This window comes from Roseibium sp. SCP15, assembly GCF_040329435.1.
In the GTDB taxonomy this organism is placed as follows: domain Bacteria; phylum Pseudomonadota; class Alphaproteobacteria; order Rhizobiales; family Stappiaceae; genus Roseibium.
The window spans coordinates 1,095,139-1,120,617 of sequence record NZ_JBDZYI010000002.1 but is presented as its reverse complement, the minus strand read 5'-3'; the positions used below and the strand labels follow the sequence as shown (position 1 = coordinate 1,120,617).

The following is a 25,479-nucleotide window of genomic DNA, read 5'->3' as shown; positions in this document are numbered from 1 at the left end:
TTCTTGTATTGATGGATGATGAGCGCAGTTGAACCGCAAAGTCCGGCAAGCGAGCCGAAGGCCGCCGCCACCGGACAGTCTCAGGACGGGGAAGACCCGCAACAGACGAAGCCGCAGAGATCTGCGGCGCTTCTTGAAAATCTCAAACGCGTTCTGCGCTTTGGGCGTCAGTCATCGAGTTTGCGCGAAAACCTGGAAGACGAGTTGGCGCGTGAAGCTGGCAGCGACACGGCGTTCTCCCCAGAAGAGCGCATGCTTCTCGGCAACATATTGCGCCTTCGCGAGCTTCGGGTCGATGACGTCATGATACCGCGTGCCGATATTGATGCAGTCGACCTCGATACCAGCCTGAGCCGGGTGATGGAACTGTTCCAGAAAAGCGGTCATTCCCGGATGCCGGTTTATGAAGATACGCTGGATGACCCGCGCGGAATGGTTCATATCAAGGACCTGATGGCATTCATCGCAGAACGGGGTGCCGCGCGCCGACTTGCAACTTCTGTGGACAACGACGCTACGGAAGCAGGCGAAGATGCGCCGCTGGAAAACGGATCGGGCCGAAAGGGACACAACCTGCCTGATCTGGATCTGTCCTGCGTCGACCTGTCGGTTACGCTCAAGGAAACGAACTTGCTTCGTGACCTGCTGTTTGTTCCCCCTTCCATGCCTGCTACGGACCTGATGGCAAAAATGCAGGCCGGGCGTATTCAAATGGCGTTGGTCATTGATGAATATGGTGGAACCGACGGACTGGTTTCCCTGGAAGATCTGGTTGAAGAAGTCGTCGGTGACATCGAAGACGAGCACGATGAAGACGAAGAGGAAATGCTCGCTTCCGCAGGCGAGGGCGTGTGGATCGCTGATCCCCGCCTGCCGCTCGGGGATCTGGACCAGGCACTCGGCACGCATCTGACCAAGGGAGAAATCTCCGAGGATGTCGATACGCTCGGTGGTCTGCTTTATGTATCGGTCGGCCGGGTTCCCGTTCGGGGGGAACTTCTATTCGTCCCGGATGAAGTGCCGGGCTTTGAGTTCGAAGTCATGGATGCCGACCCGAGGCGAATCAAACGCCTGAAAATCCGTCGCCGGCGCGGTGAAACACGCCAGCAGGATCTTCGCCGGCGACCGAAGCGATCAGGCGTGTCTTCAGGCGAACCCGCCAAGGAAGCACGTGACGTCTCTGGAGCCGAGAAAGTGCCTGTCTCCAGGCTGAATTCCTGACAAGTGGAACATTATCATGCCGTTATCGCGGCCGAGAGTTGCCGCGGTCGGCACGGTATCTGCCGATTTACGCACAGACGGCAACACTCTGTCTTGCCAGCAGTGCGTATGTGTTTTCCGCAGCGATGAACAGACCGTAGCATTGGTCGACATTAAGTCTTGACCCGCCTGCCATGAGCCGCCAATCCTCCTGACCGCTAAAACAGGGGATCGGTAATCCATGCAATTGTTGCTTCAGCGGCTGTCTGTCCTGCCAAACACATTCCTTCTGGCTTGGGGATGGCAACGTAGATTGCTGTGTGTCTTGTGCGGAGCAGTTACTGCATTCGCACTTCCCCCTTACGGCCTGGCACCTCTTCTTCTGCTCACATTTCCCTGTTTTGTCTGGCTGCTGGACGGTGCGCTTGAGACGGGATCCGGCCAGAAACTCAAACGCCTGCGCACCGGGTTTGCACTCGGTTGGCTATTCGGGTTCGGGTACTTCCTGTCCGGACTCTGGTGGATCGGTTCGGCATTTCTGGTTGAAGCTGACCGGTATGCGTGGATTATGCCATTCGCTGTTCTGGCAATGCCGATGGGATTGGCGCTTTTCACCGGCTTGGGGACAGCCATCGCCGGTCTATTCTGGAGCGACAGATTTCGAAGGATCCTGCTCTTGGCTGCCTGCCTCACGCTGGCCGACTGGGTCAGGGGGCACGTGCTGACCGGTTTTCCATGGAACGCATTTGGTTACGGAGTTGCCGACTATCTATCGCTTGCGCAAACCGCTAGCCTGGTGGGGATTTACGGGCTGACATTTCTGGTTGTGGTCATCTCCGCCGCACCATCGGTGCTTGCCGATTCGAAGCCACTTGGTCAAAGATTGGGCGTTGTCGGACTGGCGGTTGTAATTTTGCTCCTTATGGCTGCATTCGGGTCTTTCCGTCTCTGGAACAAGCCGGCCCTTTTTGCAGATCTCGACATTCGCATCGTGCAGCCTTCCATCGACCAGAAGGACAAGTGGCGGCCGGAACTGCGCGATGAAATCTTTCAGACTTACCTGGACATGACCGAAGCCCCGCTCGGCGGGGATGCAAGGGTCGGGCAACCAAGGATTGTTGTCTGGCCGGAATCCGCGGTTCCGTTTCTGTTGACCCAGGAACCAGGTGCTCTCTTCAGGATTGCACGGGTCCTGGGGGAAAATACCGAGCTGGTGACCGGCGCAAATCGCGCTGAGGTGAGCGCTGATGGATATGACTACTTCAACAGCGTCTACGTCATAGACAACGATGGAGCGGTTCAAGGAATTTACGACAAGGTTCGACTGGTTCCGTTCGGTGAATATGTGCCACTTCAGGAACTTCTTGAAAAAACGGGAATATCGAGCCTCGCCGGACCGTTCGCGGGTTTTGAGGCCGGCTATCAGAGGCGCGTTCTGGAGACGTCCAGCGGTTTCGGATTTCTGCCACTGATTTGCTACGAGGCGATTTTCCCGGGCGCCGCATCGCCAAAGTCTGGTGAACCAGCCTTTTTGTTGAATGTCACGAATGATGCCTGGTTTGGACGTACACCGGGTCCCCATCAGCATTTTGCGCAGGCCCGCATCCGGTCCATCGAAACGGGTATTCCCCTGATCAGGGCAGCCAATACTGGCATCTCTGCAATCGTAGATGGCACCGGTTCCGTAGTTGCAAAACTCGATATTTTCGAGAAAGGGATCATTGACGGCAAATTGCCGCAAAGGAGTGCCAAAACGCTTTACGGTACAACCGGGGATCTACCGGTGCTGGTTATTTCAATTTTTCTTTTGGCCTTCGCAGCCGCTTCGCAATACAACCGCGACTCGCGTATAAATTGATAAAATTTGTTTGAGTTGAGTGAAGAAAGTGTGATACAACCGTGAAATAGCCGATTGAGGGCTGCTTCATGTGCAAGTGAAGGGTTGCGGGCAAACTTCCGGTCTCTGGGTCTTTGTGGGAGGACACTGGGGCGCTTGTACAGACGAAAACGAGCGGACATTCGCCGCGAAAAAAAGAAAGAGCGACGCAGATGCCCAGTAAGAAGTCTCCGAATCCGATTGACATTCACGTTGGTAGCCGTGTCCGCCTCCGGCGGATGATGCTTGGGATGAGTCAGGAAAAACTTGGTGAGAGCCTAGGCATCACCTTCCAGCAAATTCAAAAATACGAGAAAGGCACCAACCGTATTGGCGCCAGCCGACTGCAGCACATCGCGACAATCCTGAAAGTGCCGGTTTCCTTCTTCTTTGAAGACGCACCGGGCACGCCGGAAGAGGCTGAAGGGTTCGGGGAAACACAGCCGACATCTTACGTCGTGGACTTCCTGTCGTCTTCCGAAGGTCTGTCTCTCAACAAAGCGTTTGTGCGCATCGAAGACCCGAAAGTTCGCCGCCGGATCGTTGATCTCGTCCGGTCCCTGGGTGGCGACGACTAAGATTTTTTATCCTCGCGCTTGACGTGGCGAGAAACTTCTAAGATTGATGCAGCTGAAGCGGCGATGTCACTCGCCGCTTCAGTCATATTCATTCCCAGAAGGACGATCGCCAATGGCACGTCAGAATTACCTGTTTACCTCTGAATCTGTGTCCGAAGGACATCCGGATAAGGTCTGTGACCGAATTTCGGATGCAGTTGTGGACGCATATCTGCGGGAGTTGCCGGAAGCCCGCGTTGCCTGTGAAACCCTGGCGACCACGAACCGTATCGTGATTGCGGGCGAAACCCGCGGACCGGCACATATCACCAATGACTACATCGCTCACCTTGCGCGTATGGCCGTGAAGGACATCGGTTACGAGCAGGATGGATTCCATTGGGAAAACTGCGATATCGCCGTTCACCTCCACGCCCAGTCCGCGCATATCGCGCAAGGGGTGGATGCCGCCGGAAACAAGGATGAAGGCGCGGGCGACCAGGGCATCATGTTCGGGTATGCCTGCCGCGAGACCGAGGAGCTGATGCCGGCTCCCATCCATTATTCCCACAAGATCCTTCAGTTGCTGGCGGAAGCCCGCAAGTCCGGTGCAGAGCCGGTGCTTGGTCCGGACGCCAAGAGCCAGGTGACAGTTCGCTACGAAAACGGTAGGCCGGTTGGAGCGACTTCCATCGTCTTGTCCACGCAGCACCTGGACCCGGCGCTGACATCTGAAGACGTCAAGAAAATCGTCGAACCATACATCTTCAAGGCCCTGCCGGAAGGCTGGATCTCCGGTGAGACCGTCTGGCACGTTAACCCGACCGGCGCGTTCGTGATTGGCGGCCCTGACGGAGACGCGGGCCTGACTGGCCGCAAGATCATCGTTGACACTTACGGTGGTGCTGCTCCGCATGGCGGCGGCGCATTCTCCGGCAAGGACCCGACCAAGGTCGACCGTTCCGCTGCCTATGCTGCACGCTACCTGGCGAAAAACGTTGTTGCCGCCGATCTGGCGGATCGCTGCACCATTCAGCTGTCTTACGCTATTGGTGTTTCCGATCCGCTTTCGGTCTATGTTGATCTTCACGGCACCGGCCGCTGCGATGAAGCACGCCTTGAGAGCACCTTGCGTGAAGTCATGGGTCTGAGCCCGCGTGGCATTCGCGAGCACCTGAACCTCAACAACCCGATCTACGAGCGCACAGCTGCTTATGGTCATTTTGGCCGTCAGCCGGAAGCAGATGGCGGGTTCTCTTGGGAAAAGACCGACCTGGTGGATTCGCTTCGCCCGCTTGCCGGGTAAGCTCTTCCGTCAGCGCACAACATTGGTATGTGAAAGAGATCGCCGGTCCATTGCCGGCGATCTGCAGTTTGAGAAGATGACCGACCGTTACGAAGGTTCCTTTTACGGCCGCCGTAAAGGCAAGCCGCTGAGCCCGCGCCGCGAGGCGCTTATGGAAAACGAACTGCCCCGTCTGTCGCTGGATTTGAGTGGTCCGGCGCCGGGCGACCTCACGGATCTGTTCGACGCAGATGTCGACGAGGTCTGTCTTGAGGTCGGATTTGGCGGCGGCGAGCATCTGCTGCATCGCGCCCGGACAAATCCACGCATCGGCTTCATCGGGGTAGAACCCTTTGTTGGCAGCATGGCCAAGGCCGTGAACGCGGTGGTGGAGGAGGGGCTGAAGAATGTCCGCCTCTACGATGATGACGCGGTCAACGTCCTGGACTGGTTGCCGGAAGCTTCGCTCGATCTGGCGTATCAGCTCTATCCCGATCCCTGGCCCAAGAAGCGGCACTGGAAGCGCCGCTTCATCAACCAGCAAAACCTGTCCCGATATGCCCGTGTCATAAAGCCCGGATGCCAGTTTCGCTTTGCAAGCGATATCGACACCTACATCGACTGGACGCTGCGCCATTGTCGAAAACATGCGAATTTCGAATGGATGGCTGAAACAGCCGCCGACTGGAAGAGCCCGTGGGAGGGCTGGCCGGGAACACGATATGAAGCCAAGGCCATCCGCGAAGGGCGTATCGGCCGCTATCTGACGTTTCTCCGGGTCTGAAGGGTGCGGATTTCCGAAGAGGATGGAGCCGCTGTTCAACTTCTTTGAGGGATTCAGATAGAGGCTATTGCCTTTTTGCCAGCTTTGGCGTTATACAGCCGGTGTTTCACCTCAAACGGCTTATCTGAGCATTTTGAGAGTGGGCCCAACGGGGACCCGCTCTTTTTTGCTTACACAGGGCCGGAAACTGACGAACCAAGCAGGATTGCCTTATGTAAATCGACAATCAGGCGCATCTGATAGCGAAGAAACCGGCAACGGTTTTAGACAGGAGCCAAGTGTGAGCGCACACGAACCAAGAATTGTTACGGAACAAGGGTTGGACGCCCGAGTTGCCGCGATTGTGGAGCCGGTTATTGAGGACCTCGGCTACCGTCTTGTGCGCACCAAGATCAGCGCGGCCAATGGCTGCACGCTCCAGATCATGGCTGAGCGCCCTGATGGTACGATGACGGTGGAGGACTGTGAAACAATCAGCCGCGCCGTTTCTCCTGCCCTTGACGTCGAAGACCCGATCAACCGGGCTTATCATCTGGAAGTTTCTTCTCCCGGCATTGACCGTCCGCTGGTCCGCGAAGGCGATTTCAATCGCTGGGCCGGTCATGAGCTGAAGGTCGAGATGGTCGTCATGCTGGATGGCCGCAAGCGGTTCCGGGGAACCCTGCTGGGCGCGGAAAACGGGACGGCTCAGGTTCGTCTGCCGGACGCCCGCGAAGGTGAAGAAGACACCGTTTCCTTGCCTCTTGAAAATGTTGGCGAAGCGAAACTGGTGCTTACCGACGATTTGATTACCGCAGCTCTTCAGGCCGAAAAGGCGGCACTTGCCGCCCGCGGCCAGGATGAGGAACTGACACAGGACAACACGCCCAACTAAGCGACAGGCTTAGCGGCAAAAGAAACGCGCTAGACAAAACGGGCTCGATCCTTGGCGCAAGAGGAGTGGAATATGGCAATCAGCGCGAACCGGTTGGAACTGCTGCAAATCGCTGATGCGGTGGCACGGGAAAAATCGATCGACCGGATGATCGTCATCAACGCGATGGAAGATGCGATCCAGAAGGCGGCCCGCTCCCGCTATGGCACCGAGACGGAAGTCCGGGCAGAGATCAATCCGAAGACCGGTGAGATCCGTCTGCAGCGTCTTCTGCAGGTGGTCGAGAATGTCGAGAACGTTTCGACCGAGATCGCCTTGACTGACGCGCTGTCCCGCAACCCTGAAGCAAGCCTTGGCGACTTCATCGCCGAGCCGCTGCCGCCGCTGGATTTTGGCCGTATTGCAGCCCAGTCTGCCAAACAGGTGATCGTGCAGAAGGTGCGCGAAGCTGAGCGTGATCGCCAGTACGAAGAATTCAAGGACCGTGTTGGTGAAGTCATCAACGGTGTCGTGAAACGTGCCGAATATGGCAATGTCATCGTCGACCTTGGCCGGGGTGAAGGCATTGTCCGCCGCGACGAGCTGATCCCGCGTGAAATTTTTCGGACCGGCGACCGTATCCGCGCCATCATTTATGATGTTCGCCGCGAACAGCGCGGCCCGCAGATCTTCCTGTCGCGTACGCATCCGCAGTTCATGGCAAAACTGTTTGCCCAGGAAGTGCCGGAAATCTACGACGGCGTTATCGAGATCAAGTCCGTTGCGCGTGATCCGGGCTCACGCGCAAAGATCGCTGTGATATCCAAGGACAGCTCAATCGACCCTGTTGGTGCCTGTGTCGGTATGCGCGGTAGCCGCGTTCAGGCTGTCGTCGGTGAGTTGCAGGGCGAGAAGATCGACATCATTCCCTGGAATGATGAACCGGCAACCTTCATCGTCAACGCGTTGCAGCCGGCCGAGGTTGCCAAGGTTGTTCTCGATGAAGATGCAGAACGTATTGAAGTTGTTGTTCCAGATGACCAACTGTCACTGGCAATCGGCCGCCGCGGTCAGAATGTGCGCCTTGCATCACAGCTGACCGGCTGGGCCATCGACATCATGACGGAGCAGGAAGAATCCGATCGCCGTCAGAAAGAATTCCAGGAGCGTTCGCAGCTCTTCATGGAAGCGCTCAATGTGGATGAAATGGTCGGCCAGCTTCTGGCGACCGAAGGCTTCACCTCGGTTGAAGAAGTCGCTTATGTGGAGATTGAGGAAATCTCCGAAATCGAGGGCTTCGACGACGACACGGCAGTGGAAATCCAGGCACGTGCAAGGGATTACCTGAGCGAGCTGGAAGCCAAGCTCGATGAAGAGCGTCAGTCTTTGGGCGTTTCTGAAGATCTGCGGTCGATTGATGGCCTGACAACGGCTATGCTGGTCGCTCTCGGTAAGGACGACATCAAGTCGATGGAAGACCTCGCAGGCTGTGCTGCAGATGACCTTGTCGGCTGGACCGAACGCAAGGACGGCGAGACCAAGCGGTTTGAAGGTGCCTTGTCCAATTTCGATGTTTCCCGGGCTGATGCGGAAAACATGGTGATGGCTGCCCGCCTCGCCGCCGGCTGGATCACCGAGGAAGAACTCGCGGCTCAATCGGCTGAAGCTGAAGAAGCTGAGGAAGAAGCCGAAGAAGAAATCGAAACCGTTGAAGAAGAAGCGCCGAGCGGCGCGATCCTGAACGGATAACAAAAGAGGCGTAAGCCTCTGTCTTGAACATCTTGCGAGCTGCAGACTGCGGCAAGGTGTTCCGAACTTGGAAAGATCGATCGACTTTTCTGTTTTTGTGTTTCGCACGAAGGCAGGTTGATCTAAGGGAGTGGCAGCGTGCCCAGGAAGAATGAACCAACCGAACGGCAATGTGCCGTCACCCGGGAGGTTCAGCCCATCAGCTCGCTGATCCGGTTTGTCCTTGATCCCGAAGGGCAGGTTGTTCCGGATCTGAAGCGAGTACTTCCAGGTCGCGGTGTCTGGGTGACGGCCACGAATGATGTCGTGGCGGTTGCCGAGAAGGACCGGAAGAAAGTCTTCGGCAGAGGGTTTAAAGGTGAAGCCCTTGTCGAACCCGGATTGGCAGATCGCGTCGATGCGATTATGGAACGTGCAGCGCTGCAAGCGCTCTCCATAACGCGCAAGGCCGGTGAGCTGGTGACCGGGTATGCGAAAGTTGAAGCAGCTCTGCGGCGGGATCCCGTTGTCGGGCTGGTCCACGCCTCGGACGCTGCAGAGGACGGGGTGAGGAAGCTGGCGGCTGTGGCTGCGAGCAGGGATGAACTGACAAACGGGTGCCAAATCGTCCGTTTGTTCGATTCGGCTCAATTGGATTTGGCATTGGGCCGGTCAAATGTGATACATGCTGCACTGCTTGCGGGGCATGCGAGCGAAAATTTTCTGGCGCGAGTACGTGACCTGGAGCATTTTCGCCGTTATTCCGCCGCAGGAAAAGAACAGAGCAACGCATAGCAGGGCGGTTGCGCAGGACTGAAGGCAATATGAGCGATACGAAGAATCCAGGCGACAAGACAATCAGCGTTGAGCGCGGCAAGACACTTGGCCTCAAGCGTGGTGGTGGCGACCAGGGAACTGTTCGGCAGTCCTTCTCGCATGGCCGGTCGAAAGCCGTCGTCGTGGAAAAGAAGAAGCGCCGTGTTGTAATTCCGGGGCAGGACCCGAAACCGGAAGCTCCCGCACCGACAACGCAGCGTCTTGAAAAGCCGGCTGAAGCGCCGCGCAAACCGCAGCAGCCGGATCCGCAGGCAGCCAAACAGGCTCGTCGATCCGCTTCCGGTCAGCGTCAGAAGGGCAACGGCAACGTGTTGCGCACTCTGACCAAGGAAGAGGCTGCTGCCCGCGCGGCGGCCCTCGAAATGGCGAAGAAGCGCGAGGTCGAAGACCGCAAGCGCCGCGAAGAGGACGAAAAGCGTCGCGTCGCGGAGGCGGCACAGCGCAAGGCTGAGGAAGAAGCACGCGCCAAGGCTGAAGCTGAAGAGCGCGCCAAGCGCGAAGCTGAAGAAGCCCGTCTTGCCGAAGAAAAGGCCAAGGAAGAAGCTGCCGCTGCCAAGGTCGCTGAAACCACAAAGCCGGCTGAGGAAGCTCCTGCTGCCAGGGCCGAGGCCCGCAAGCCTGCAAAAGCCGAGCCGAAAAGGCCGGGCACCCGCAGACCTGCTCATGCAGATGGTGGCAGACCGCCAAGCCTCGATGATATGGGCAAGCGGAAGGCACCGGCTGAAACCCGTGCGAAACCGGAAGCAACAAGACCGGCAGCTGAAGAAGGCGATCGCAGCAACAAGGGACTGCGCGCGGTCAAGCGGCCGAAACAGGCTCCGACACCGACCACGCGTCCGCGCGGTGGTGAAGACCGTCGTCGCTCCAAGCTGACGATTTCTGCTGCTACTGGTGGCAACGATGGTCAGCGCGCCCGTTCGCTCGCCTCCATGCGCCGCCGGCAGGAAAAGGCCAAGCGCGGTCAACAACAGGTGGTGCGTGAAAAGGTTTCGCGCGAAGTTACCTTGCCAGAGGCAATCACAATTCAGGAGCTGGCCAACCGTATGGCCGAGCGTGCTGTTGATGTGATCAAGCTGCTGATGAAGCAGGGCCAGATGCTCAAGATCAACGACGTGATCGATGCGGATACCGCCGAACTGATCGCCGAGGAAATGGGCCACACGGTCAAGCGTGTCTCCGAAGCAGACGTTGAAGAAGGTCTCTTCACCCAGGAAGACGACGCCTCCACCATGGAAGCACGTCCGCCGGTGGTGACCATCATGGGTCACGTTGACCATGGTAAGACGTCGCTCCTGGATGCGATCCGCAAGTCCAAGGTTGTCTCCGGTGAAGCCGGTGGCATCACCCAGCATATCGGTGCCTATCAGGTCGATCAGGATGGTCAGAAGATCACCTTCATCGATACTCCGGGCCACGCTGCGTTCTCGCAAATGCGTGCACGTGGTGCCAAGTCGACCGACATCGTGATCCTGGTTGTGGCTGCAGACGACGGTGTCATGCCGCAGACCAAGGAAGCCATCGCACACGCCAAGGCGGCGGATGCACCGATCATTGTCGCGATCAACAAGATCGACAAGCCGGGTGCTGACCCGAACCGTGTTCGTACCGAGCTTCTCAGTGAAGAACTCGTGACCGAATCCATGGGCGGCGACGTGATCGATGTTGAAGTTTCGGCTCTGAACGGAACCAATCTCGACAAGCTGCTGGAGATGATTCTTTTGCAGTCCGAGGTTCTGGAACTCCAGGCCAACCCGGATCGTACAGCGGAAGGTATCGTGATCGAAGCTCAGCTCGACCGCGGCCGCGGTCCGGTTGCAACGGTTCTCGTCCAGAAAGGTACGCTCAAGCCGGGTGATATTCTCGTCGCTGGTGCCGAGTGGGGCCGTGTCCGTGCCATGCTTGATGAAAATGGCAAGCAGGTGAAGGAAGCAGGCCCGGCCAAGCCGGTCGAGGTACTGGGTTTCCAGGGAACGCCTGCTGCCGGTGACCTGGTTGCGGTTGTCGAAAACGAAGCCCGTGCCCGTGAAATCACCGAATATCGCCAGCGTCAGATCCGTGAAAAGGCATCTGTGGTTGCTTCTGCAGCACGCGGCTCGCTCGAACAGATGATGATGAGCGCTCAGAAAAGCGGCAAGAAGGAGTTCCCGCTGGTTCTGAAAGCGGACGTACAGGGATCGGCTGAAGCGATTGCCCATGCGCTGCACGAGCTCGGTAACGACGAAGTCGGCGCGCGCATCCTTCTGTCCGGCGTTGGTGGCATCACCGAAAGTGACATCACGCTGGCAGCTGCTTCCAGTGCGCCGATCCTCGGGTTCAACGTCCGTGCCAACAAGCAGGCTCGTGAAGCTGCGTCCCGCGACGGTATCGAGATCCGCTACTACAACGTGATCTACGACCTCGTTGACGACATCAAGGCGGCCATGTCCGGCCTGCTGTCGCCGGAGCGCCGCGAAACTTTCCTCGGCAACGCGGAGATCAAGGAGATCTTCCACATTTCCAAGGTTGGCAAGGTCGCAGGCTGTCTGGTTACCGAAGGTGTTGTCGAGCGTGGTGCCAACGTTCGCCTCATCCGCGACGACGTGGTCATCCACGAGGGCGAACTGGGCACGCTCAAGCGCTTCAAGGATGAAGTCAAGTCCGTTGAATCCGGTCAGGAATGCGGCATGAACTTCGTCAAGTATCAGGACATGCGTCCTGGAGACATCATCGAATGTTTCCGCGTCGAGCAGATCGCAAGAACGCTCTAAGCGCCGGATAAGCATTCTAGGCAATCGCGCCGGCGGGGTTCTTTTGGATCGCGCCGGCGCCCTTGTATTTCAGGGGCCGTTTTGTCGGCCCGGTTAGGACCAAAAATGGCAAGACAACACGGACAGGACAGCCGTGGTCCGTCACAGCGCCAGCTCAAGGTTGGCGAGACGGTGCGCAAGGAGCTGTCCGACATTCTGACACGTGGGCGGTTCTCTGATCCGGATCTGGACGGGGTGATCATTACAATTCCCGAAGTGCGCATGACACCTGATCTGCGCCTTGCAACCTGCCTGGTCATGCCGCTTGGCGGCGTGAACGCGGAAAAGGTCGAAAAGGCTCTCAATCGCAGCGCTAAATATTTGCGTGGTCAGATTTCTCGCCGGTTGACGATGAAGTACATGCCCGACCTGCGGTTCGTTCTCGACACCCGCTTTGACGACGACGACCGCATCGGTACGTTGCTGCATTCTCCTGAAGTCTCCAGGGATCTGGATTCGGACGACGAGGATCGGGACGAGAGCTGAGCCCTAGGGCTTGGAGCAAATTCCGTTCATTAAAGTCATCCCATGGTTTGACGCACTGCTGCCTGGTTTCGCTGTGATCGAACCGAACAGACCTTTAAATGCTTTCTGTTGTCATCCCTGCGAAAGCAGGGATCCAGTAAGCACAAGGAATTGCGGCTCAAAATTGACACCGGTTACTGGATCCCGGTCTTGCGCTTCGCTCCAACCGGGATGACAAGCACTGAAAATTCTTAAGGTCTCTCGGAAAGATACACCGCCGAAAGAACGCAAACGGACCAGACATGGCGCGCCAGAAACAGTTCAAAAGAAAAAAGAACACCATCAACGGCTGGTTGGTGCTCGATAAACCTTATGGGATCACGTCGAACGAGGCCCTCGGCAAGATCAAGCGTATCTTTTCGCCGCAAAAGGTCGGTCATGCGGGAACGCTCGATCCCAGAGCTTCCGGACTGCTGCCGGTGGCTTTCGGTGAGGCCACCAAAACCGTTCCGTTCGTGATGGACGGTCGCAAGGTTTATCGGTTCGAGGTCACCTGGGGCACTGAAACCAACACCGACGACACCGAAGGCGAAGTTATCGCGACGTCGGATGTTCGCCCGTCTGCGGACGCGATCACCGCCGTGCTGGGAGAGTTCGTCGGAACCATCATGCAGGTGCCGCCGAAATTTTCCGCAATCAAGGTTGCCGGTGAGCGGGCCTATGATCTCGCAAGGGACGGTGAAGAGGTCGTGTTGGAAGCCCGCCCGATCGATGTTCACCGTCTGGATCTGGTGGAATGTCCGGACGAAAACCGTGCCGTCTTCGAGGCAGAATGCGGCAAAGGCACGTATGTCCGCGCCCTGGCGCGCGACCTTGGTCGCCGTCTGGAAACCTGCGGTCATGTCACCGAACTGCGTCGCCTGTTGGTCGGTCCGTTCGGTGAAGAGGATCTGATCGACCTGGATGAGATCCTGGAAACTTCGGAAAAGCTGGAAGAGGGCGAGGGGATCGATGCCCTGGTGGAAGAGTTTGTTCTGCCTGTGCGTGAAGCCATGGACGAGCTGATCGAAGTTCCGGTGTCTCTCGATGACGCTGCCAAGATCCGCAAGGGCATGGCAGTTCTGCTGCGGGGCCGGGATGCCCCACTAAATACGGAAGTCGCCTTTGCTAGCCACGCCAACGTGCCGGTTGCCATCGGTTCTATAGACAAAGGCCGTTTCCAACCGAGCCGGGTGTTTCATCTGTAAGTTTGAACCCGAAAGCGGGTGTGAAGAATCCACTGGCTTTTTCCCCCGTTTTCTGCCATATACCGCCGCCATTGGGCATTTCAGCTCAATTCGTCCGGAAGGATCCTTTGCTGAACGACATCTCGGCTCTGGAGACATTCGGATCAGGCCGGATTTCCGGCATGTCAACGCGCCAGGTTAACTGGCCACCACTCTTTGAAAGGAAAGAGCGATGTCGATTACTGCAGAGCGCAAAGCTGAGCTCATCAAAGATTTCGCGACCAAAGACGGCGACACCGGCTCTCCGGAAGTCCAGGTTGCGATCCTCACTGAGCGGATCAATAACCTGACTGAACACTTCAAGGGTCACGGCAAGGACAATCACTCCCGCCGCGGTCTTCTGAAGATGGTTGCGCAGCGCCGGTCCCTTCTGGACTACACGCGCGGCAAAAGCGAAGAGCGTTACAAGTCGCTGATCGAGCGTCTTGGTATTCGCCGCTAAGTCCGGTGAAACAAATTACGCGGTGGGTGACATGCCCGCCGCGTTTTTTCTAGAGCACTCTCAGCCGCAGCAAGGATCCGGTTCGGGTCAGCGGTCTGGTGGCGCTCTTGAGTGTTTCAATATCCAAAGGAACACTCTATAGAAGCCTCGTGACATGTCATGGGGCAGGATTGCCGGCTTCTTTCTTTCCATCCATGAAAGCAGCTCGTTGTCTTGCCCGTGACCTGTCAGCCGGTAACCGGCCCATCCGGGGCCGACCGGGAATGTGTTCGTCCCAAGAGGCTGTACCGAAAGCAGCGGGGCGCACAAATCTGTAAGGAATGATGATGTTTGATATTCATCGTGTAGAAGTCGAGTGGGGCGGACGTCCGCTCGTCCTCGAAACGGGCAAGGTTGCCCGCCAAGCCGACGGTGCCGTCATGGCAACCTACGGCGAAACCAAGGTTCTGGCGACTGTCGTTTCCGCCAAGGAACCAAGGCCGGGCCAGGATTTCTTCCCGCTCACCGTGAACTACCAGGAAAAGGCATTTGCCGCTGGTAAGATCCCGGGTGGCTACTTCAAGCGTGAAGGCCGTCCGTCTGAGCACGAGACCCTGACGTCCCGTCTGATCGACCGTCCGATCCGTCCGCTGTTCGCAGACGGTTACAAGAACGACACCCAGGTGGTGATCACTGTCCTGTCTCACGACATGGAAAACGCACCGGACATCCTGGCAATGGTCGCAGCTTCCGCTGCCCTGACCCTTTCCGGCGTTCCGTTCATGGGCCCGATCGGCGGCGCACGCGTTGGCTATATCGACGGCGAATACGTTCTGAACCCGATGGTTGACGACATGCCGGAATCCGCGCTGGATCTGGTTGTTGCAGGAACCAGCGACGCTGTTCTCATGGTGGAATCTGAAGCCAAGGAACTGGACGAAGACATCATGCTTGGCGCGGTGATGTTCGGCCACAAGGGCTTCCAGACGGTCATCGATGCGATCATCAAGCTGGCGGAAACCGCAGCCAAGGAACCACGCGAACTGTCCATACCGGACCATTCCGCGTTGTTCGAGCAGGTCAAGTCCCTTGCTGCAGGCGAGCTGACCGAAGCCTACAAGATCACGTCCAAGACCGACCGCAAGAACGCGGTTGACGCTGCCAAGGCAAAGGTTGTCGAAGCCTTGATCACCAACGCTGCCGAAGGCGAAGCGCCTGAAGCAACCGTTCTGGGTGAACAGTTCAAGAAGCTGGAAGCTGAAATCGTTCGCGGCGCGATCCTCGACACCGGTCATCGTATCGATGGTCGTGACCTGTCCACCGTCCGTGCGATTTCTTCCGAAGTCGGCATCCTGCCGCGCGCTCACGGTTCATCCCTGTTCACCCGTGGTGAAACCCAGGGTCTGGTTGTCGCGACCCTCGGCACCGGTGAAGATGAGCAGTTCATCGATCTTTTGGAAGGCACTGTGAAGTCTCACTTCATGCTGCACTACAACTTCCCGCCATACTCAGTCGGTGAAACCGGCCGCATGGGCTCCCCGGGACGTCGTGAAATCGGTCACGGCAAACTGGCTTGGCGTGCAATCAACCCGATGCTGCCGCAGCACCACGAGTTCCCGTACACGCTGCGTGTGGTCTCCGAAATCACCGAATCCAACGGTTCGTCTTCCATGGCAACCGTCTGCGGCACTTCGCTGTCGCTGATGGATGCCGGTGTGCCGCTGAAGGCTCCGGTTGCCGGTATCGCCATGGGTCTGATCAAGGAAGGCGATCGCTTCGCGGTTCTTTCCGACATCCTTGGCGATGAAGATCACCTCGGCGATATGGACTTCAAGGTTGCCGGTTCCGAAAACGGCATTACTGCTCTGCAGATGGACATCAAGATCGACGGTATCACCGAAGAGATCATGAAGGTCGCTCTGGGGCAGGCGAAAGACGGCCGTATTCACATTCTCGGCGAAATGGCCAAGGCAATCACCGAAGCTCGCTCCGAGCTTGGTGAGCATGCACCGCGCATCGAAATGATGAAGATTCCGGTCGACAAGATCCGTGAAGTCATCGGTTCGGGCGGTAAGGTCATCCGTGAAATCGTCGAGAAGACTGGCGCCAAGGTCAACATCGAAGACGATGGTACTGTCAAGATCGCATCCTCCGACGGCAAGGCGATCAAGGCTGCTGTCAACTGGATCAACTCCATTGCCGCTGAGCCGGAAGTTGGCGTGATCTACGAAGGCACCGTTGTGAAATGCGTCGACTTCGGTGCATTCGTCAATTTCTTCGGTGCCAAGGATGGTCTTGTTCACATTTCCCAGCTGGCTCCGAAGAAGGTCGGCAAGGTCACCGATGTGGTCAAGGAAGGCGACAAGGTCTGGGTCAAGCTCATGGGCTTCGACGAGCGTGGCAAGGTGCGCCTGTCAATGAAGGTTGTTGACCAGGAAACCGGTCAGGAAATTCCGAAAGACAATGCTGCTGAATAAGCGCTTGTCGAACTGATCTGAAGACGCGCGGGGATGCACCATCCTCGCGCGTTTTCTTTTCTGCGGTGGTTGTAGCGGTCGTGAAAACCTGAAAAAGGGGTATCACCTATCGCGTTGAGATCTTTGATCGCAGCAAGCGATAGATGTTTCGCCCCCTTGACGTTTCACTCCGGTGAAAGGCCATGTCCGTAGCTGATCGTATCATCCGGCCTTCTTGGCCAGACCGTCTGTAAAGGGCTTGTTTGCAAGGAACTCGTAGAAATCCTGTTCCGGCATGGGCTTGCCGAGATAGAATCCCTGGATGAGCCGGCAGCCAAGTTCGGAGAGAATCTCGCATTGCTCGCGGGTCTCCGCTCCTTCGCACACCACTTCAATATCCAGCTTGCTGGCCATGGAAATGATCGCCTCGACAAGAGCGTGATCGTCCGGGTCGCTTTCAAGATCCATGATGAAGGAGCGGTCGATCTTGAGAATATCGATCGGCAGGCGTTTGAGATAACTCAGTGACGAATATCCGGTTCCGAAGTCATCAAGTGAAATCTTGACGCCGAGGCTCTTGATCGCATTCAGGAGCGCAACCGGATTGATCCTGCTGTCATCGAACATGACGCTTTCGGTCATCTCCAGGCGCAGGTTGACAGGGTCCATGCCACAGTCTTCAAGAATGGACTTGATGGAACCGACGAAACCGTCCTCGCGGCACTGGCGCGGCGAGATGTTGACGCCGATGCTGCCGATATCGAGACCGCGGGAGATGCATGAGGCATGGAACTCGCACGCCTTCTGCAAAACCTGCTTGCCAAGGCTGACGATCAGTCCGGAATCCTCGGCGATCGGAATGAACTCCGCTGGTGAAATCGTGCCCAGTTCCCTGTCATGCCAACGCGCAAGCGCTTCACAGCCTGAGACCGTGCCGGAGGCGTAGTCGATGATCGGCTGATAGTGAACTTCAAGCTCGCCGAGTTCCAGTGCCTTTCTCAGCGCGGATTCGATCTGGAGCGTGCGTGCAGTGCGCTCGTTCATTTGTCTGGAGAAGAAGCGGAAACGGTTTCCACCATCGGCCTTGGATTGATACATGGCCGCATCCGCCTGACGCATCAATCCGTCCGTCCCCTTGCCATCATATGGATAGACGGTGATGCCAATACTTGCCGTCAGGAAAAAGTCCTTGCCATCATCGATGTCGATCTTCTTGCCGACTGCGTCCAGAACGGCCTGTGCCTTGTGCTCGATTTCCCATTCGTCCTCGCAGTCCGGCAAGATAATTGCGAATTCGTCGCCGCCGAGACGGGAAACGGTCTGGTTCCATTCGGCCACTGCTTCAATCCTGGCGCCCAGAACTTTTAGAATTTCATCCCCGAAACCGTGTCCGAACGTGTCGTTGATCGCCTTGAAACGGTCCATGTCAACCATCATCAGCGCCGCCATGCCACCACTTCTCTTGGCCTGTGCGATGGCCTGCATCAGTCGGTCCACGAACAGGTTGCGGTTCGGCAGATTGGTGAGCAGATCGTAGTTGGACTGGAGTTCGATCAGCTTTTCCTGTTCCTTGCGTTCCGAAATGTCCAGAAGGGTCACATAAATGGCAGGACTGTCGTCCCAATCGGTTACGCGAACGTGTTGCTCAAGCCAGACATATTCGCCTGCCTTGGTCAGGCCCTGGATCTCGTAGACGGTCGGAGCAACCTCTCCCTCACTTCTGAGCTTGTGGTAGTTTCTGACCCGCTCGCGCTCGAACGGCGCATAGATGGACCAGATCGTTTCTCCAACCAGTTCTTCGGGATGATCAGCCGGGTAGCGAAGCATCTCCAGCAATGCGCGGTTGGCATAAACGATCGTGCCGTTCTTGTGCACGATCACACCTTGCAGCGACCCGTCGATCAGTTCGCGGAACTGAGCATTGGTGTTGTGAACGGATTCGAACGCTTCCTGGAAAAGCGATCCCAGCTGATTGTACTCGGCTATTTTCCCGGCCTGATACTCTTCGATGTTTCCCCTGTTCCGGCGCGCTGTTGCATATCGGACAAGGGCCGACAGCGCCGGGGCCGTGAAAAGGTTGAGGACGAATGCCGCGGCCAGGGAAGCCAGGGCGACATAAAGGAGAAACGGAACGAAGTACTCTTCGTACGAGCGCTGGATGTTGATGACGATGTCGCTGGGTTCTTCAGCGTAGACGTAGATCGGATGGTGGCTTTCATCAGAATAGAGAACCGACTTGGTATAAAGTCGTGCATCCTCAAGATGATGGTTCTTTTCGGCGAGAAAGCCCTGCGCCGTGGCGAAATTCTTTTCGTCGGAAATGTCACCGACACTGGCCAGGTTCTGTTCCTCATGAACGATGGTAACACTGTTGGTGCCCAGGATACCGGCGAGTGAGTCGAGCAGCGTGAAGGAATCGTTGAGCACACTGCCACCAACGAGTTTGGCGATGACCCGTCCATTGTCCGGATCGATGATCGGAATGGCGATGACCGCGATCAGCGTGACAGGTTCTGTATGCGGAGTGTCATAAATACGCCAGACGTCCGGCGGCATGGTTCGCAGCAGCCTGCCAGGCAGAACAGCTGCCACATCGACAAGGGCCAGACTCGCATTCAGCCAACCGAGTTGGTGTTCATGGTCCAGGATCAGGACGTCCGGCTGGGGGCCGGTTGAGTTCTGACCGAGGCGCTCCAGCAGACGGGTCGCTTCCCGTCCATCGTAATCCTTGACCGCGTCGATAAGATCCTGGTCAACCGAAGCCGTGCGCAGCTGGTTTTCAAGTTGCTCAAGATGGGTTTCGAAGACCAGCCCGGCAAGCGCCTCATCCCGTTGCGCCTGGCGTTCAATTTCCAGTTCAGCAAGAGCCAGGCTGCCGAGATAGGTTATCCCGAACAAGGCGATTGCCGTAACCATCAGGCCCACGAAGAAAAGACCCAAGACAATCCGGCTATATTTTACGCCCTTGGCTGTTTTCATTTTGAGTATCGAAATGCCCGTGCCTTGAGTTCGTCAATACGCTCAATCGAATCACCTGAAGTCACGAGCTCGAAGCCGCCGGAGTATACCACAGGCACTTCGTCTTGCAGCCCCGCTTGATCCAGCGCTATGGCTTCCGCCATCGCAACACCGTTGTCGTCATTCATCCGCATGACCGTGACATCGAGGTCGCCTTTGGCGATGGCTTCAAGCTCGGCGCTTCCGCCCCCCCAACCGTTGGTGACCACTTGAGTCTCTTCTGTGTCTTCCTGAATTGCATCGAGCGCCCCGAGCGCGATATCGGTGGAACAGGCGTAAATAAATGCCAGGTCCGGATTGTCGGCCAGGATGCGCGTTGTCGCTTCGCGGGATTTCTGGCGGTCATAGCCGACATAATAAGAAGCTTTCAGATTGAGGACTTCTGGGTCGGAATAGGCCTGTAGAAACGTGTTACCACGCGCCCGGCTGACATAGCCGCGGGGGCCGTAGAGAATTGCGAAAGGCTTTTGATGCCCGAACCGTTTTTTATAGTAGTCGATTAGCAGATTGGTCCCGGCGACGTGATCGAAACCGACATAGAGGAACGGTTGCTTGTCTCTCCAGGATTTTACTGGCGTCGTGATGTTTTGAAGGATGACCTTGGGACGAGAGCGGGCGATCAGGCGCTGGACGATTGCTTTGTGCCTGAGGGCATCCAATGTGAAAACCAGATAGTCGGGATCCGCTTTCAAGGCCGCAGTGATCAGACTGGCCTGATTGCCGACAAAGGAAGACGAGCCCGAAAAATAGGGCACGATTTCATAGGAAACACCGAGCTTCTTCAGTCTTGCTTCGAAGGAAACGACGCTTCGGCGCCAGTAATCGGATGTCTGGCTTCCCGGATAGATGACGGCGATCCGGACGGTTTTACCCGAGTTGGAGAGAGCGACAGCATCACCTGCGACACGCTCGGCGAAAGCTTCGGCATTCATCTGTTGCTTGGGGCTTTTGCGCGTGAATTCCTCAAGCGTCCAGAATTCGTCCAGTGTTCCGGAGGGCGTTTCGGCAGCTGAGGCCACGCCATGCAGATAGAAAGAAAGAAGGATTGCAACGATGCCGGCCAGCAGCCGGAAGACTTTCACCGTGGATTGAAATCTTGCTGTCATGCGTACTTTCTACTACCGGACTCTCGCGTAATAAGTGCAAATATCAAATGTTGCGCCTTTTGAATGCGGATATTTATGGTTCATTTGCTGGTCGTTGATCCCTCATCAGATCAGTTTCACTGCCGGAAATTAAAAAAAGCCAAAGGAATTCTTTTGCGGCAAGTAATGGAAAAGAAAATGTAAACTCCAAAACGGTTGCGGGCATGAGGTCCATGGAACGGCCAAAGCCGAATTCTGGAAAGTTCCCCTCATTGGCAACGAGCCAACTGGAAGGCATGGGGGCGAATTTGGGGAAAATCCGGAGGGTGGCAGGGCTCGGTGCACCTCTGCATGGATGGTTTTCACCGATCAGCCGTTTGCCTCCCATCGCGAAACTGCTATACCCGCGAGCGAAAATCGAACAAGAGGATGAACATGGCTCAAATGCGCTTGGTAGTCGTCGGTGCGGGCGGCAGAATGGGCCGGGCTCTGACGCGCGCCGTGACCGAAACCTCCGGAGCGGAAGTGGTCGCTGCAGTTGAGCGGGAAGGTTCAGAGTTTCTTGGCCAGGATGCCGGAGAGCTCGCTGGTGCCGGCTCCCTGGGGGTGCCCGTTACCGATGATCCGTTGACCGCCTTTGCGAAGGCCGATGGTGTTCTTGATTTCACCGCCCCCAAGGCAAGTTTGTGGTTCGCGGAACTGGCGGCGCAAGCTCGCATCGTACATGTGATCGGAACAACTGGCTGGGCCGAAGGTGAAGATGAGCCGCTCAAGGCCGCGGCCCGGCATGCGCGTATCGTCAAATCCGGCAATATGAGCCTCGGCGTAAATCTGCTGGCCAATCTGGTGCGCAAGGCGGCGGTGGCTCTCGATACGGATTTTGACATCGAAGTTCTGGAGATGCACCACAAGCACAAGGTTGACGCTCCCTCTGGAACGGCCTTGCTTCTTGGCGAGGCTGCAGCTGAAGGGCGGGGCATCGATCTTGCCACCCATTCCGTTCGATCAAGAGACGGGATCATGGATCCCCGAAAGACCGGCGATATCGGGTTCGCCACGTTGCGCGGCGGATCGGTGATCGGTGAGCATTCCGTCATATTTGCCGGTGAGGGCGAACGGATCGAGTTGACCCACCGCGCCGAAGATCGGCAATTGTTCGCCCGCGGGGCAGTCAAGGCGGCTTTGTGGGGCTTCCACCAGAAGCCCGGCTTTTATTCGATGGCCGATGTTCTCGGCCTGGATGACTAAATTTGAGTTTTACGTTCAAGGGAGAATGGCATGGATCGCCTTCTTGTGCTCGTCCGTCACGGTCAGAGCGACTGGAATCTGAAGAATCTGTTTACTGGCTGGAAAGACCCTGATCTGACGGAGCAGGGTGTGGCTGAAGCTCATCAGGCAGGCGAACAGCTCCGGGACCTGAAACTGACATTCGATCTGGCCTTTACCTCCGATCTGTCACGGGCACAAAGGACCCTCGACATCATTCTGGAGGAACTTGGACAGACCGGACTGGAGACCATCAAGGATCAGGCTCTCAACGAGCGGGATTACGGCGACCTCACCGGAATGAACAAGGACGAGGCGCGCGAGAAGTTCGGCGAAGAGCAGGTTCACATCTGGCGCCGTTCTTACGACGTTCCACCACCAGGTGGTGAAAGCCTCAAGATGACATCAGAGCGCGTCTTGCCATACTACAAGGCTGAGATCCTCCCGAAAGTCCTGTCTGGAAAGCGCACCATTGTTGCCGCGCACGGCAATTCGTTGCGCTCGCTTATCATGGAACTGGAAGATCTGACCCCGGAACAGATCCTGAAGCGTGAGCTTGGGACCGGTACGCCGATTATTTATCGTCTCGATGAAAACGGCGGTGTCGTAAGTGTCCAGGATCTTGCGGACTAAGTCTGATCTGGACTGACAGTCGCGAAGAATGAAAAGGGCGGTTGTATCAACCGCCCTATTTTTTCGCTCAGACGTCAAAACCGCCCTGGGCGGCGATGTTCTTGAGAGGCCGTTCCGGGCGGGCGCCGACATGGCTGATCACATTGGCCGCACACAGGCAGCCCAGCTCGGCTGCATCAGAAAGCTTGTAGTCGCGGGCCAATCCGAACAGGAAGCCGGAGGCGAACAGGTCGCCGGCACCGGTCAGGTCAACGACATTTTCAACGTTCTGCGCAGAAACCTTGACCGTTTCCTCGGGGCTGATCGCCATGGCACCTTCTGAGCCTAGGGTCAGTGCTGTCAAAGCTCCCGATTCCTTCGCCGCTGCAATGGCAGTATCGATATCGCCGGTCTGATAGAGAGCTTTCAGCTCGTGCTCATTGGCGAACAACAGATCCACAACCTTGTCGGAGATCAGGGACAAGAATTCACTGCGATAGCGGTCGACGCAGAAGGAATCCGAGAGAGTCAGAGCGACTTTGCGCCCGTTGAGGTGAGCAACCTCGGCAGCCTTCAGGAAAGCCTTTTTGGCTTCCTCTGGGTCCCACAGATAGCCTTCCATGTAGGTGACCGCGGAAGCTGCGACGACATCTTCGTCCACGTCGCTCGGACCGAATTCGGTGCAGGCACCCAGATAGGTGTTCATTGTGCGCTCGCCGTCCGGCGTGATCAGGATCATCGAGCGGGCTGTCGGCTTCCATTCTCGCAGGCGGGGCGTGTTGAAGTAGACCCCGGTGCCGTTCATGTCGTGGGAATAGCTGTCGCCAAGTTCGTCTTCTGCAACCTTGCCGAAATAGGCAGGCGTGCCACCAAGCGACGCAATGCCGGCAGCGGTATTGCCGGCGCTGCCACCGGAGACACGGACTGTCTGACCCATCTTTTCAAACAGGCGAACGGCTTCTTCCGTATCGATCAGGCGCATTGAGCCTTTGATCAGGTTTTCCTGGAGCAGGAAGTCTTCCTCGACATGCGCAAACACGTCGCAAATGGCATTGCCGATGCAAAGGGCATCAAATCTGGTTTCTGTCATGTGGTCCTCTGATATCGCCGGTCGACGCGGCGTTAGGAATTGGGATTGGGTCTGAGCGCGCGGTTGGCTTCCGGTTCCTTGATCTTTTCTCGGAACGGGCTTGCGCGGTAAACGCCGAGCAGGTTCAGTTCAGCGCAGAAAAACGCCAGTTCTTCCATCGCGAGAGCGACGGCCGGATCTTCCGGGTGCCCCTCGACATCCGCATAGAACATTGATGCGAAAAACTGTCCTTCCAGCTGGTAGGATTCCAGCTTGGTCATGTTGACACCGTTTGTCGCGAAACCGCCCAGTGCCTTGTAGAGCGCTGCGGGAACGTTGCGGACACGGAAGATGAAAGTGGTGATTACCGGTTGCCCGTTATGGGCGGCTTCCAGTTTTTCGCGGGAAAGGATCACGAAGCGTGTCGTGTTGTGTGCCTCGTCTTCCACGTCACGGCGCAGAATATCCAGGCCGTAGATCTCAGCGGCCATTTCGGGAGCCAGGGCTCCGATGGTCGGATCATTCCATTCAGCGACCTGACGTGCGGAACCGGCTGTGTCGCCACCGACGACTGCGGTCAGGCCGAGTTCGCGGATGACATTGCGGCACTGTCCGAGGGCATGAATGTGGCTTTGAACTTTCTTCAGCCCGTCGATGCCGGCACCTTTCGGCGCCATGAGCTGAAAGCGGATCGGCATGAAATATTCGCCGATAATGTGCAGTCCCGATTTCGGCAACAGATTATGGATATCGGCAACCCTGCCGGCGACCGAGTTTTCAATCGGGATCATCGCAAGGTCGGCGCTGCCATCGGCCATTGCCGAGAAGCAATCTTCAAAGGTCGCGCAGGGAATGGCTTCGTAGTCGGGATAAACACTCCGGCAGGCCATATGGGAATTTGCCCCGGTCTCGCCCTGGAAAACAATTCTTTTACTGTCTGTCATGGTCTTTCAGCCTCGACGGCATCTGGTTCAGGAGTTTTGATAAGCTGCCCGGGCACGCTCCAGGTCTTCAGGCGTATTCACGTCCATGGGCGCGCTGTCAATGATTGAAACGTCTATCCGCATTCCCGCTTCAAGAGCACGCAGTTGCTCAAGCTTCTCTCTCGTTTCGAGCGGAGAAGGCGGAAGTTCGACGAATTTGGCCAATGCCGTGCGGCGATAGGCGTAGATGCCGATATGATGATGCAGAGGTCCGTCGCCGCTGGGCGCGGTCGCGCGGGTAAAATACAGAGCCCGGTGATGACCATGGCCATTCGGCGTTGTCACTGCCTTTACGAAATTTGGATCGTCGCGAAATTGAGGATCCAGTTGCGTCATGATCGTTCCGATCGAGACGTCCGGAATGCTCAAAGGCTCAAAAGCCGCGCGAATCGCTTCCGGGGCAATAAGTGGAACGTCACCTTGCACATTCAAAATAACGTCGTGCTTGCCGTCCGGGTCAACAAGGGTTGCCGCTTCTTGAATGCGATCGGAGCCGGAAGCGTGATCGGGACGGGTCATGACCGCACTTGCGCCAAAATCGGAAACGGCATCGGCTACATCCCGGTCATCACATGCGACCACGACAGGGCCGATGTCGGCGTTTTGAGCCTGTTCAATAACCCGCACAATCATTGGCTTTCCGCAGATATCCGCGAGAGGTTTACGAGGAAGGCGGGTCGCCGCCATGCGCGCCGGGATAATGACGAGTGCAGAAGTCAATTGGGTCTCCATTTCAGCCGAACAAGCCGGCTAATGTGCAAAAAATAGTAGCCGCGTCCGTTTGTCGTATCACTTGTCCTTTTAAAGCTATGGACAGCAAGGTCAAAAAATTTGTAGGTTCCGGCAAATTTCGAAAAGCTGATAGGGTTCGTGACCGATGTTGCGGGCCCGGACGCGTATGAGCTTGGAGCC

General features: G+C 56.9%; 20 protein-coding genes. 15 read left to right on the top strand and 5 right to left on the bottom strand.

The features are described 5' to 3' along the window. Positions 1 to 15: 15 nt before the first annotated feature. The 13 genes from ABLO27_RS12575 to pnp all read left to right on the top strand — a co-directional run bounded on the left by ABLO27_RS12575 (position 16) and on the right by pnp (position 16,555). Complete coding sequence (locus ABLO27_RS12575; RefSeq protein WP_417714774.1) at positions 16 to 1,221, top strand: CBS domain-containing protein; 1,206 nt, start codon at positions 16 to 18, stop codon at positions 1,219 to 1,221. 220 nt (positions 1,222 to 1,441) lie between these two features. Further along, the gene (gene lnt, locus ABLO27_RS12570) at positions 1,442 to 3,058 is read left to right on the top strand and encodes an apolipoprotein N-acyltransferase (protein ID WP_353033259.1); all 1,617 of its coding nucleotides are present in this window, start codon (positions 1,442 to 1,444) and stop codon (positions 3,056 to 3,058) included. 191 nt (positions 3,059 to 3,249) lie between these two features. Then, on the top strand, positions 3,250 to 3,654 hold the full coding sequence (locus ABLO27_RS12565; RefSeq protein ID WP_352946296.1) for a helix-turn-helix domain-containing protein: 405 nt from the start codon (positions 3,250 to 3,252) through the stop codon (positions 3,652 to 3,654). A 112-nt stretch (positions 3,655 to 3,766) separates the two neighbouring features. Next, positions 3,767 to 4,939 carry a methionine adenosyltransferase gene (gene metK, locus ABLO27_RS12560; protein ID WP_353033258.1) on the top strand — a complete coding sequence of 391 codons (1,173 nt, stop codon included), beginning with the start codon at positions 3,767 to 3,769 and terminating at the stop codon, positions 4,937 to 4,939. 76 nt (positions 4,940 to 5,015) lie between these two features. Beyond that, positions 5,016 to 5,702, top strand: a complete 687-nt coding sequence (gene trmB, locus ABLO27_RS12555; protein ID WP_353033257.1) for a tRNA (guanosine(46)-N7)-methyltransferase TrmB — start codon at positions 5,016 to 5,018, stop codon at positions 5,700 to 5,702. A gap of 280 nt (positions 5,703 to 5,982) precedes the next feature. Beyond that, on the top strand, positions 5,983 to 6,576 hold the full coding sequence (gene rimP / locus ABLO27_RS12550; RefSeq protein WP_353033256.1) for a ribosome maturation factor RimP: 594 nt from the start codon (positions 5,983 to 5,985) through the stop codon (positions 6,574 to 6,576). Positions 6,577 to 6,648: 72 nt separating this feature from the next. Further along, positions 6,649 to 8,304, top strand: coding sequence for a transcription termination factor NusA (nusA, locus tag ABLO27_RS12545; protein WP_353033255.1), 1,656 nt, complete (start codon positions 6,649 to 6,651; stop codon positions 8,302 to 8,304). 138 nt (positions 8,305 to 8,442) lie between these two features. Beyond that, complete coding sequence (locus tag ABLO27_RS12540; protein ID WP_353033254.1) at positions 8,443 to 9,078, top strand: RNA-binding protein; 636 nt, start codon at positions 8,443 to 8,445, stop codon at positions 9,076 to 9,078. 29 nt (positions 9,079 to 9,107) lie between these two features. After that, positions 9,108 to 11,867 (top strand): translation initiation factor IF-2, encoded by a 2,760-nt coding sequence (gene infB, locus ABLO27_RS12535; protein ID WP_353033253.1) that lies wholly within the window; start codon positions 9,108 to 9,110, stop codon positions 11,865 to 11,867. Positions 11,868 to 11,972: 105 nt separating this feature from the next. Then, the gene (gene rbfA, locus ABLO27_RS12530; RefSeq protein WP_353033252.1) at positions 11,973 to 12,392 is read left to right on the top strand and encodes a 30S ribosome-binding factor RbfA; all 420 of its coding nucleotides are present in this window, start codon (positions 11,973 to 11,975) and stop codon (positions 12,390 to 12,392) included. 281 nt (positions 12,393 to 12,673) lie between these two features. After that, complete coding sequence (gene truB / locus ABLO27_RS12525; RefSeq protein WP_353033251.1) at positions 12,674 to 13,618, top strand: tRNA pseudouridine(55) synthase TruB; 945 nt, start codon at positions 12,674 to 12,676, stop codon at positions 13,616 to 13,618. Positions 13,619 to 13,829: 211 nt separating this feature from the next. After that, complete coding sequence (gene rpsO / locus ABLO27_RS12520; protein WP_353033250.1) at positions 13,830 to 14,099, top strand: 30S ribosomal protein S15; 270 nt, start codon at positions 13,830 to 13,832, stop codon at positions 14,097 to 14,099. A gap of 326 nt (positions 14,100 to 14,425) precedes the next feature. Further along, entirely contained in the window at positions 14,426 to 16,555 is a 2,130-nt protein-coding gene (gene pnp, locus ABLO27_RS12515; protein ID WP_353033249.1) for a polyribonucleotide nucleotidyltransferase, read from the top strand. A 201-nt stretch (positions 16,556 to 16,756) separates the two neighbouring features. Here pnp and ABLO27_RS12510 read toward each other — a convergent pair whose 3' ends face one another. Both ABLO27_RS12510 and ABLO27_RS12505 read right to left on the bottom strand, forming a co-directional pair. Continuing rightward, positions 16,757 to 19,513 (bottom strand): EAL domain-containing protein, encoded by a 2,757-nt coding sequence (locus ABLO27_RS12510; RefSeq protein ID WP_353033248.1) that lies wholly within the window; start codon positions 19,511 to 19,513, stop codon positions 16,757 to 16,759. Further along, positions 19,510 to 20,658: a substrate-binding domain-containing protein gene (locus tag ABLO27_RS12505; RefSeq protein ID WP_353033247.1), complete on the bottom strand. Its 1,149-nt coding sequence runs from the start codon at positions 20,656 to 20,658 to the stop codon at positions 19,510 to 19,512. Before ABLO27_RS12505 ends, ABLO27_RS12510 begins: the two co-directional genes overlap by 4 nt. Positions 20,659 to 21,072: 414 nt before the next feature. Here ABLO27_RS12505 and dapB point away from each other — a divergent pair, with 414 nt between their 5' ends. Beyond that, positions 21,073 to 21,885, top strand: coding sequence for a 4-hydroxy-tetrahydrodipicolinate reductase (gene dapB / locus ABLO27_RS12500; RefSeq protein WP_353033246.1), 813 nt, complete (start codon positions 21,073 to 21,075; stop codon positions 21,883 to 21,885). A gap of 30 nt (positions 21,886 to 21,915) precedes the next feature. Continuing rightward, positions 21,916 to 22,536 (top strand): 2,3-bisphosphoglycerate-dependent phosphoglycerate mutase, encoded by a 621-nt coding sequence (locus ABLO27_RS12495; protein WP_353033245.1) that lies wholly within the window; start codon positions 21,916 to 21,918, stop codon positions 22,534 to 22,536. A gap of 67 nt (positions 22,537 to 22,603) precedes the next feature. On the opposite strand, the gene ABLO27_RS12490 is transcribed toward ABLO27_RS12495, so the two are convergent. Genes ABLO27_RS12490 through ABLO27_RS12480 form a run of 3 tightly spaced genes read right to left on the bottom strand, consistent with a single transcriptional unit; the run spans position 22,604 to position 25,299 of the window. Beyond that, positions 22,604 to 23,605, bottom strand: coding sequence for an adenosine kinase (locus ABLO27_RS12490; protein WP_353033244.1), 1,002 nt, complete (start codon positions 23,603 to 23,605; stop codon positions 22,604 to 22,606). Between the two features lie 32 nt (positions 23,606 to 23,637). Continuing rightward, complete coding sequence (locus ABLO27_RS12485; RefSeq protein ID WP_353033243.1) at positions 23,638 to 24,528, bottom strand: prephenate dehydratase; 891 nt, start codon at positions 24,526 to 24,528, stop codon at positions 23,638 to 23,640. Positions 24,529 to 24,555: 27 nt separating this feature from the next. Then, positions 24,556 to 25,299: a 3-deoxy-manno-octulosonate cytidylyltransferase gene (locus ABLO27_RS12480; protein WP_353033242.1), complete on the bottom strand. Its 744-nt coding sequence runs from the start codon at positions 25,297 to 25,299 to the stop codon at positions 24,556 to 24,558. Positions 25,300 to 25,479: the final 180 nt, after the last annotated feature.

What these genes read in the sequence shown, in the direction of transcription:
- ABLO27_RS12575 (WP_417714774.1), top strand. Translation starts at nt 16, where the DNA reads ATGATGAGCGCAGTTGAACCGCAAAGTCCGGCAAGCGAGCCGAAGGCC.
- lnt (WP_353033259.1), top strand. Translation starts at nt 1,442, where the DNA reads ATGCAATTGTTGCTTCAGCGGCTGTCTGTCCTGCCAAACACATTCCTT.
- ABLO27_RS12565 (WP_352946296.1), top strand. Translation starts at nt 3,250, where the DNA reads ATGCCCAGTAAGAAGTCTCCGAATCCGATTGACATTCACGTTGGTAGC.
- metK (WP_353033258.1), top strand. Translation starts at nt 3,767, where the DNA reads ATGGCACGTCAGAATTACCTGTTTACCTCTGAATCTGTGTCCGAAGGA.
- trmB (WP_353033257.1), top strand. Translation starts at nt 5,016, where the DNA reads ATGACCGACCGTTACGAAGGTTCCTTTTACGGCCGCCGTAAAGGCAAG.
- nusA (WP_353033255.1), top strand. Translation starts at nt 6,649, where the DNA reads ATGGCAATCAGCGCGAACCGGTTGGAACTGCTGCAAATCGCTGATGCG.
- infB (WP_353033253.1), top strand. Translation starts at nt 9,108, where the DNA reads ATGAGCGATACGAAGAATCCAGGCGACAAGACAATCAGCGTTGAGCGC.
- rbfA (WP_353033252.1), top strand. Translation starts at nt 11,973, where the DNA reads ATGGCAAGACAACACGGACAGGACAGCCGTGGTCCGTCACAGCGCCAG.
- truB (WP_353033251.1), top strand. Translation starts at nt 12,674, where the DNA reads ATGGCGCGCCAGAAACAGTTCAAAAGAAAAAAGAACACCATCAACGGC.
- rpsO (WP_353033250.1), top strand. Translation starts at nt 13,830, where the DNA reads ATGTCGATTACTGCAGAGCGCAAAGCTGAGCTCATCAAAGATTTCGCG.
- pnp (WP_353033249.1), top strand. Translation starts at nt 14,426, where the DNA reads ATGTTTGATATTCATCGTGTAGAAGTCGAGTGGGGCGGACGTCCGCTC.
- ABLO27_RS12510 (WP_353033248.1), bottom strand. Translation starts at nt 19,513, where the DNA reads ATGAAAACAGCCAAGGGCGTAAAATATAGCCGGATTGTCTTGGGTCTT.
- ABLO27_RS12505 (WP_353033247.1), bottom strand. Translation starts at nt 20,658, where the DNA reads ATGACAGCAAGATTTCAATCCACGGTGAAAGTCTTCCGGCTGCTGGCC.
- dapB (WP_353033246.1), top strand. Translation starts at nt 21,073, where the DNA reads ATGGCTCAAATGCGCTTGGTAGTCGTCGGTGCGGGCGGCAGAATGGGC.
- ABLO27_RS12495 (WP_353033245.1), top strand. Translation starts at nt 21,916, where the DNA reads ATGGATCGCCTTCTTGTGCTCGTCCGTCACGGTCAGAGCGACTGGAAT.
- ABLO27_RS12490 (WP_353033244.1), bottom strand. Translation starts at nt 23,605, where the DNA reads ATGACAGAAACCAGATTTGATGCCCTTTGCATCGGCAATGCCATTTGC.
- ABLO27_RS12485 (WP_353033243.1), bottom strand. Translation starts at nt 24,528, where the DNA reads ATGACAGACAGTAAAAGAATTGTTTTCCAGGGCGAGACCGGGGCAAAT.
- ABLO27_RS12480 (WP_353033242.1), bottom strand. Translation starts at nt 25,299, where the DNA reads ATGGAGACCCAATTGACTTCTGCACTCGTCATTATCCCGGCGCGCATG.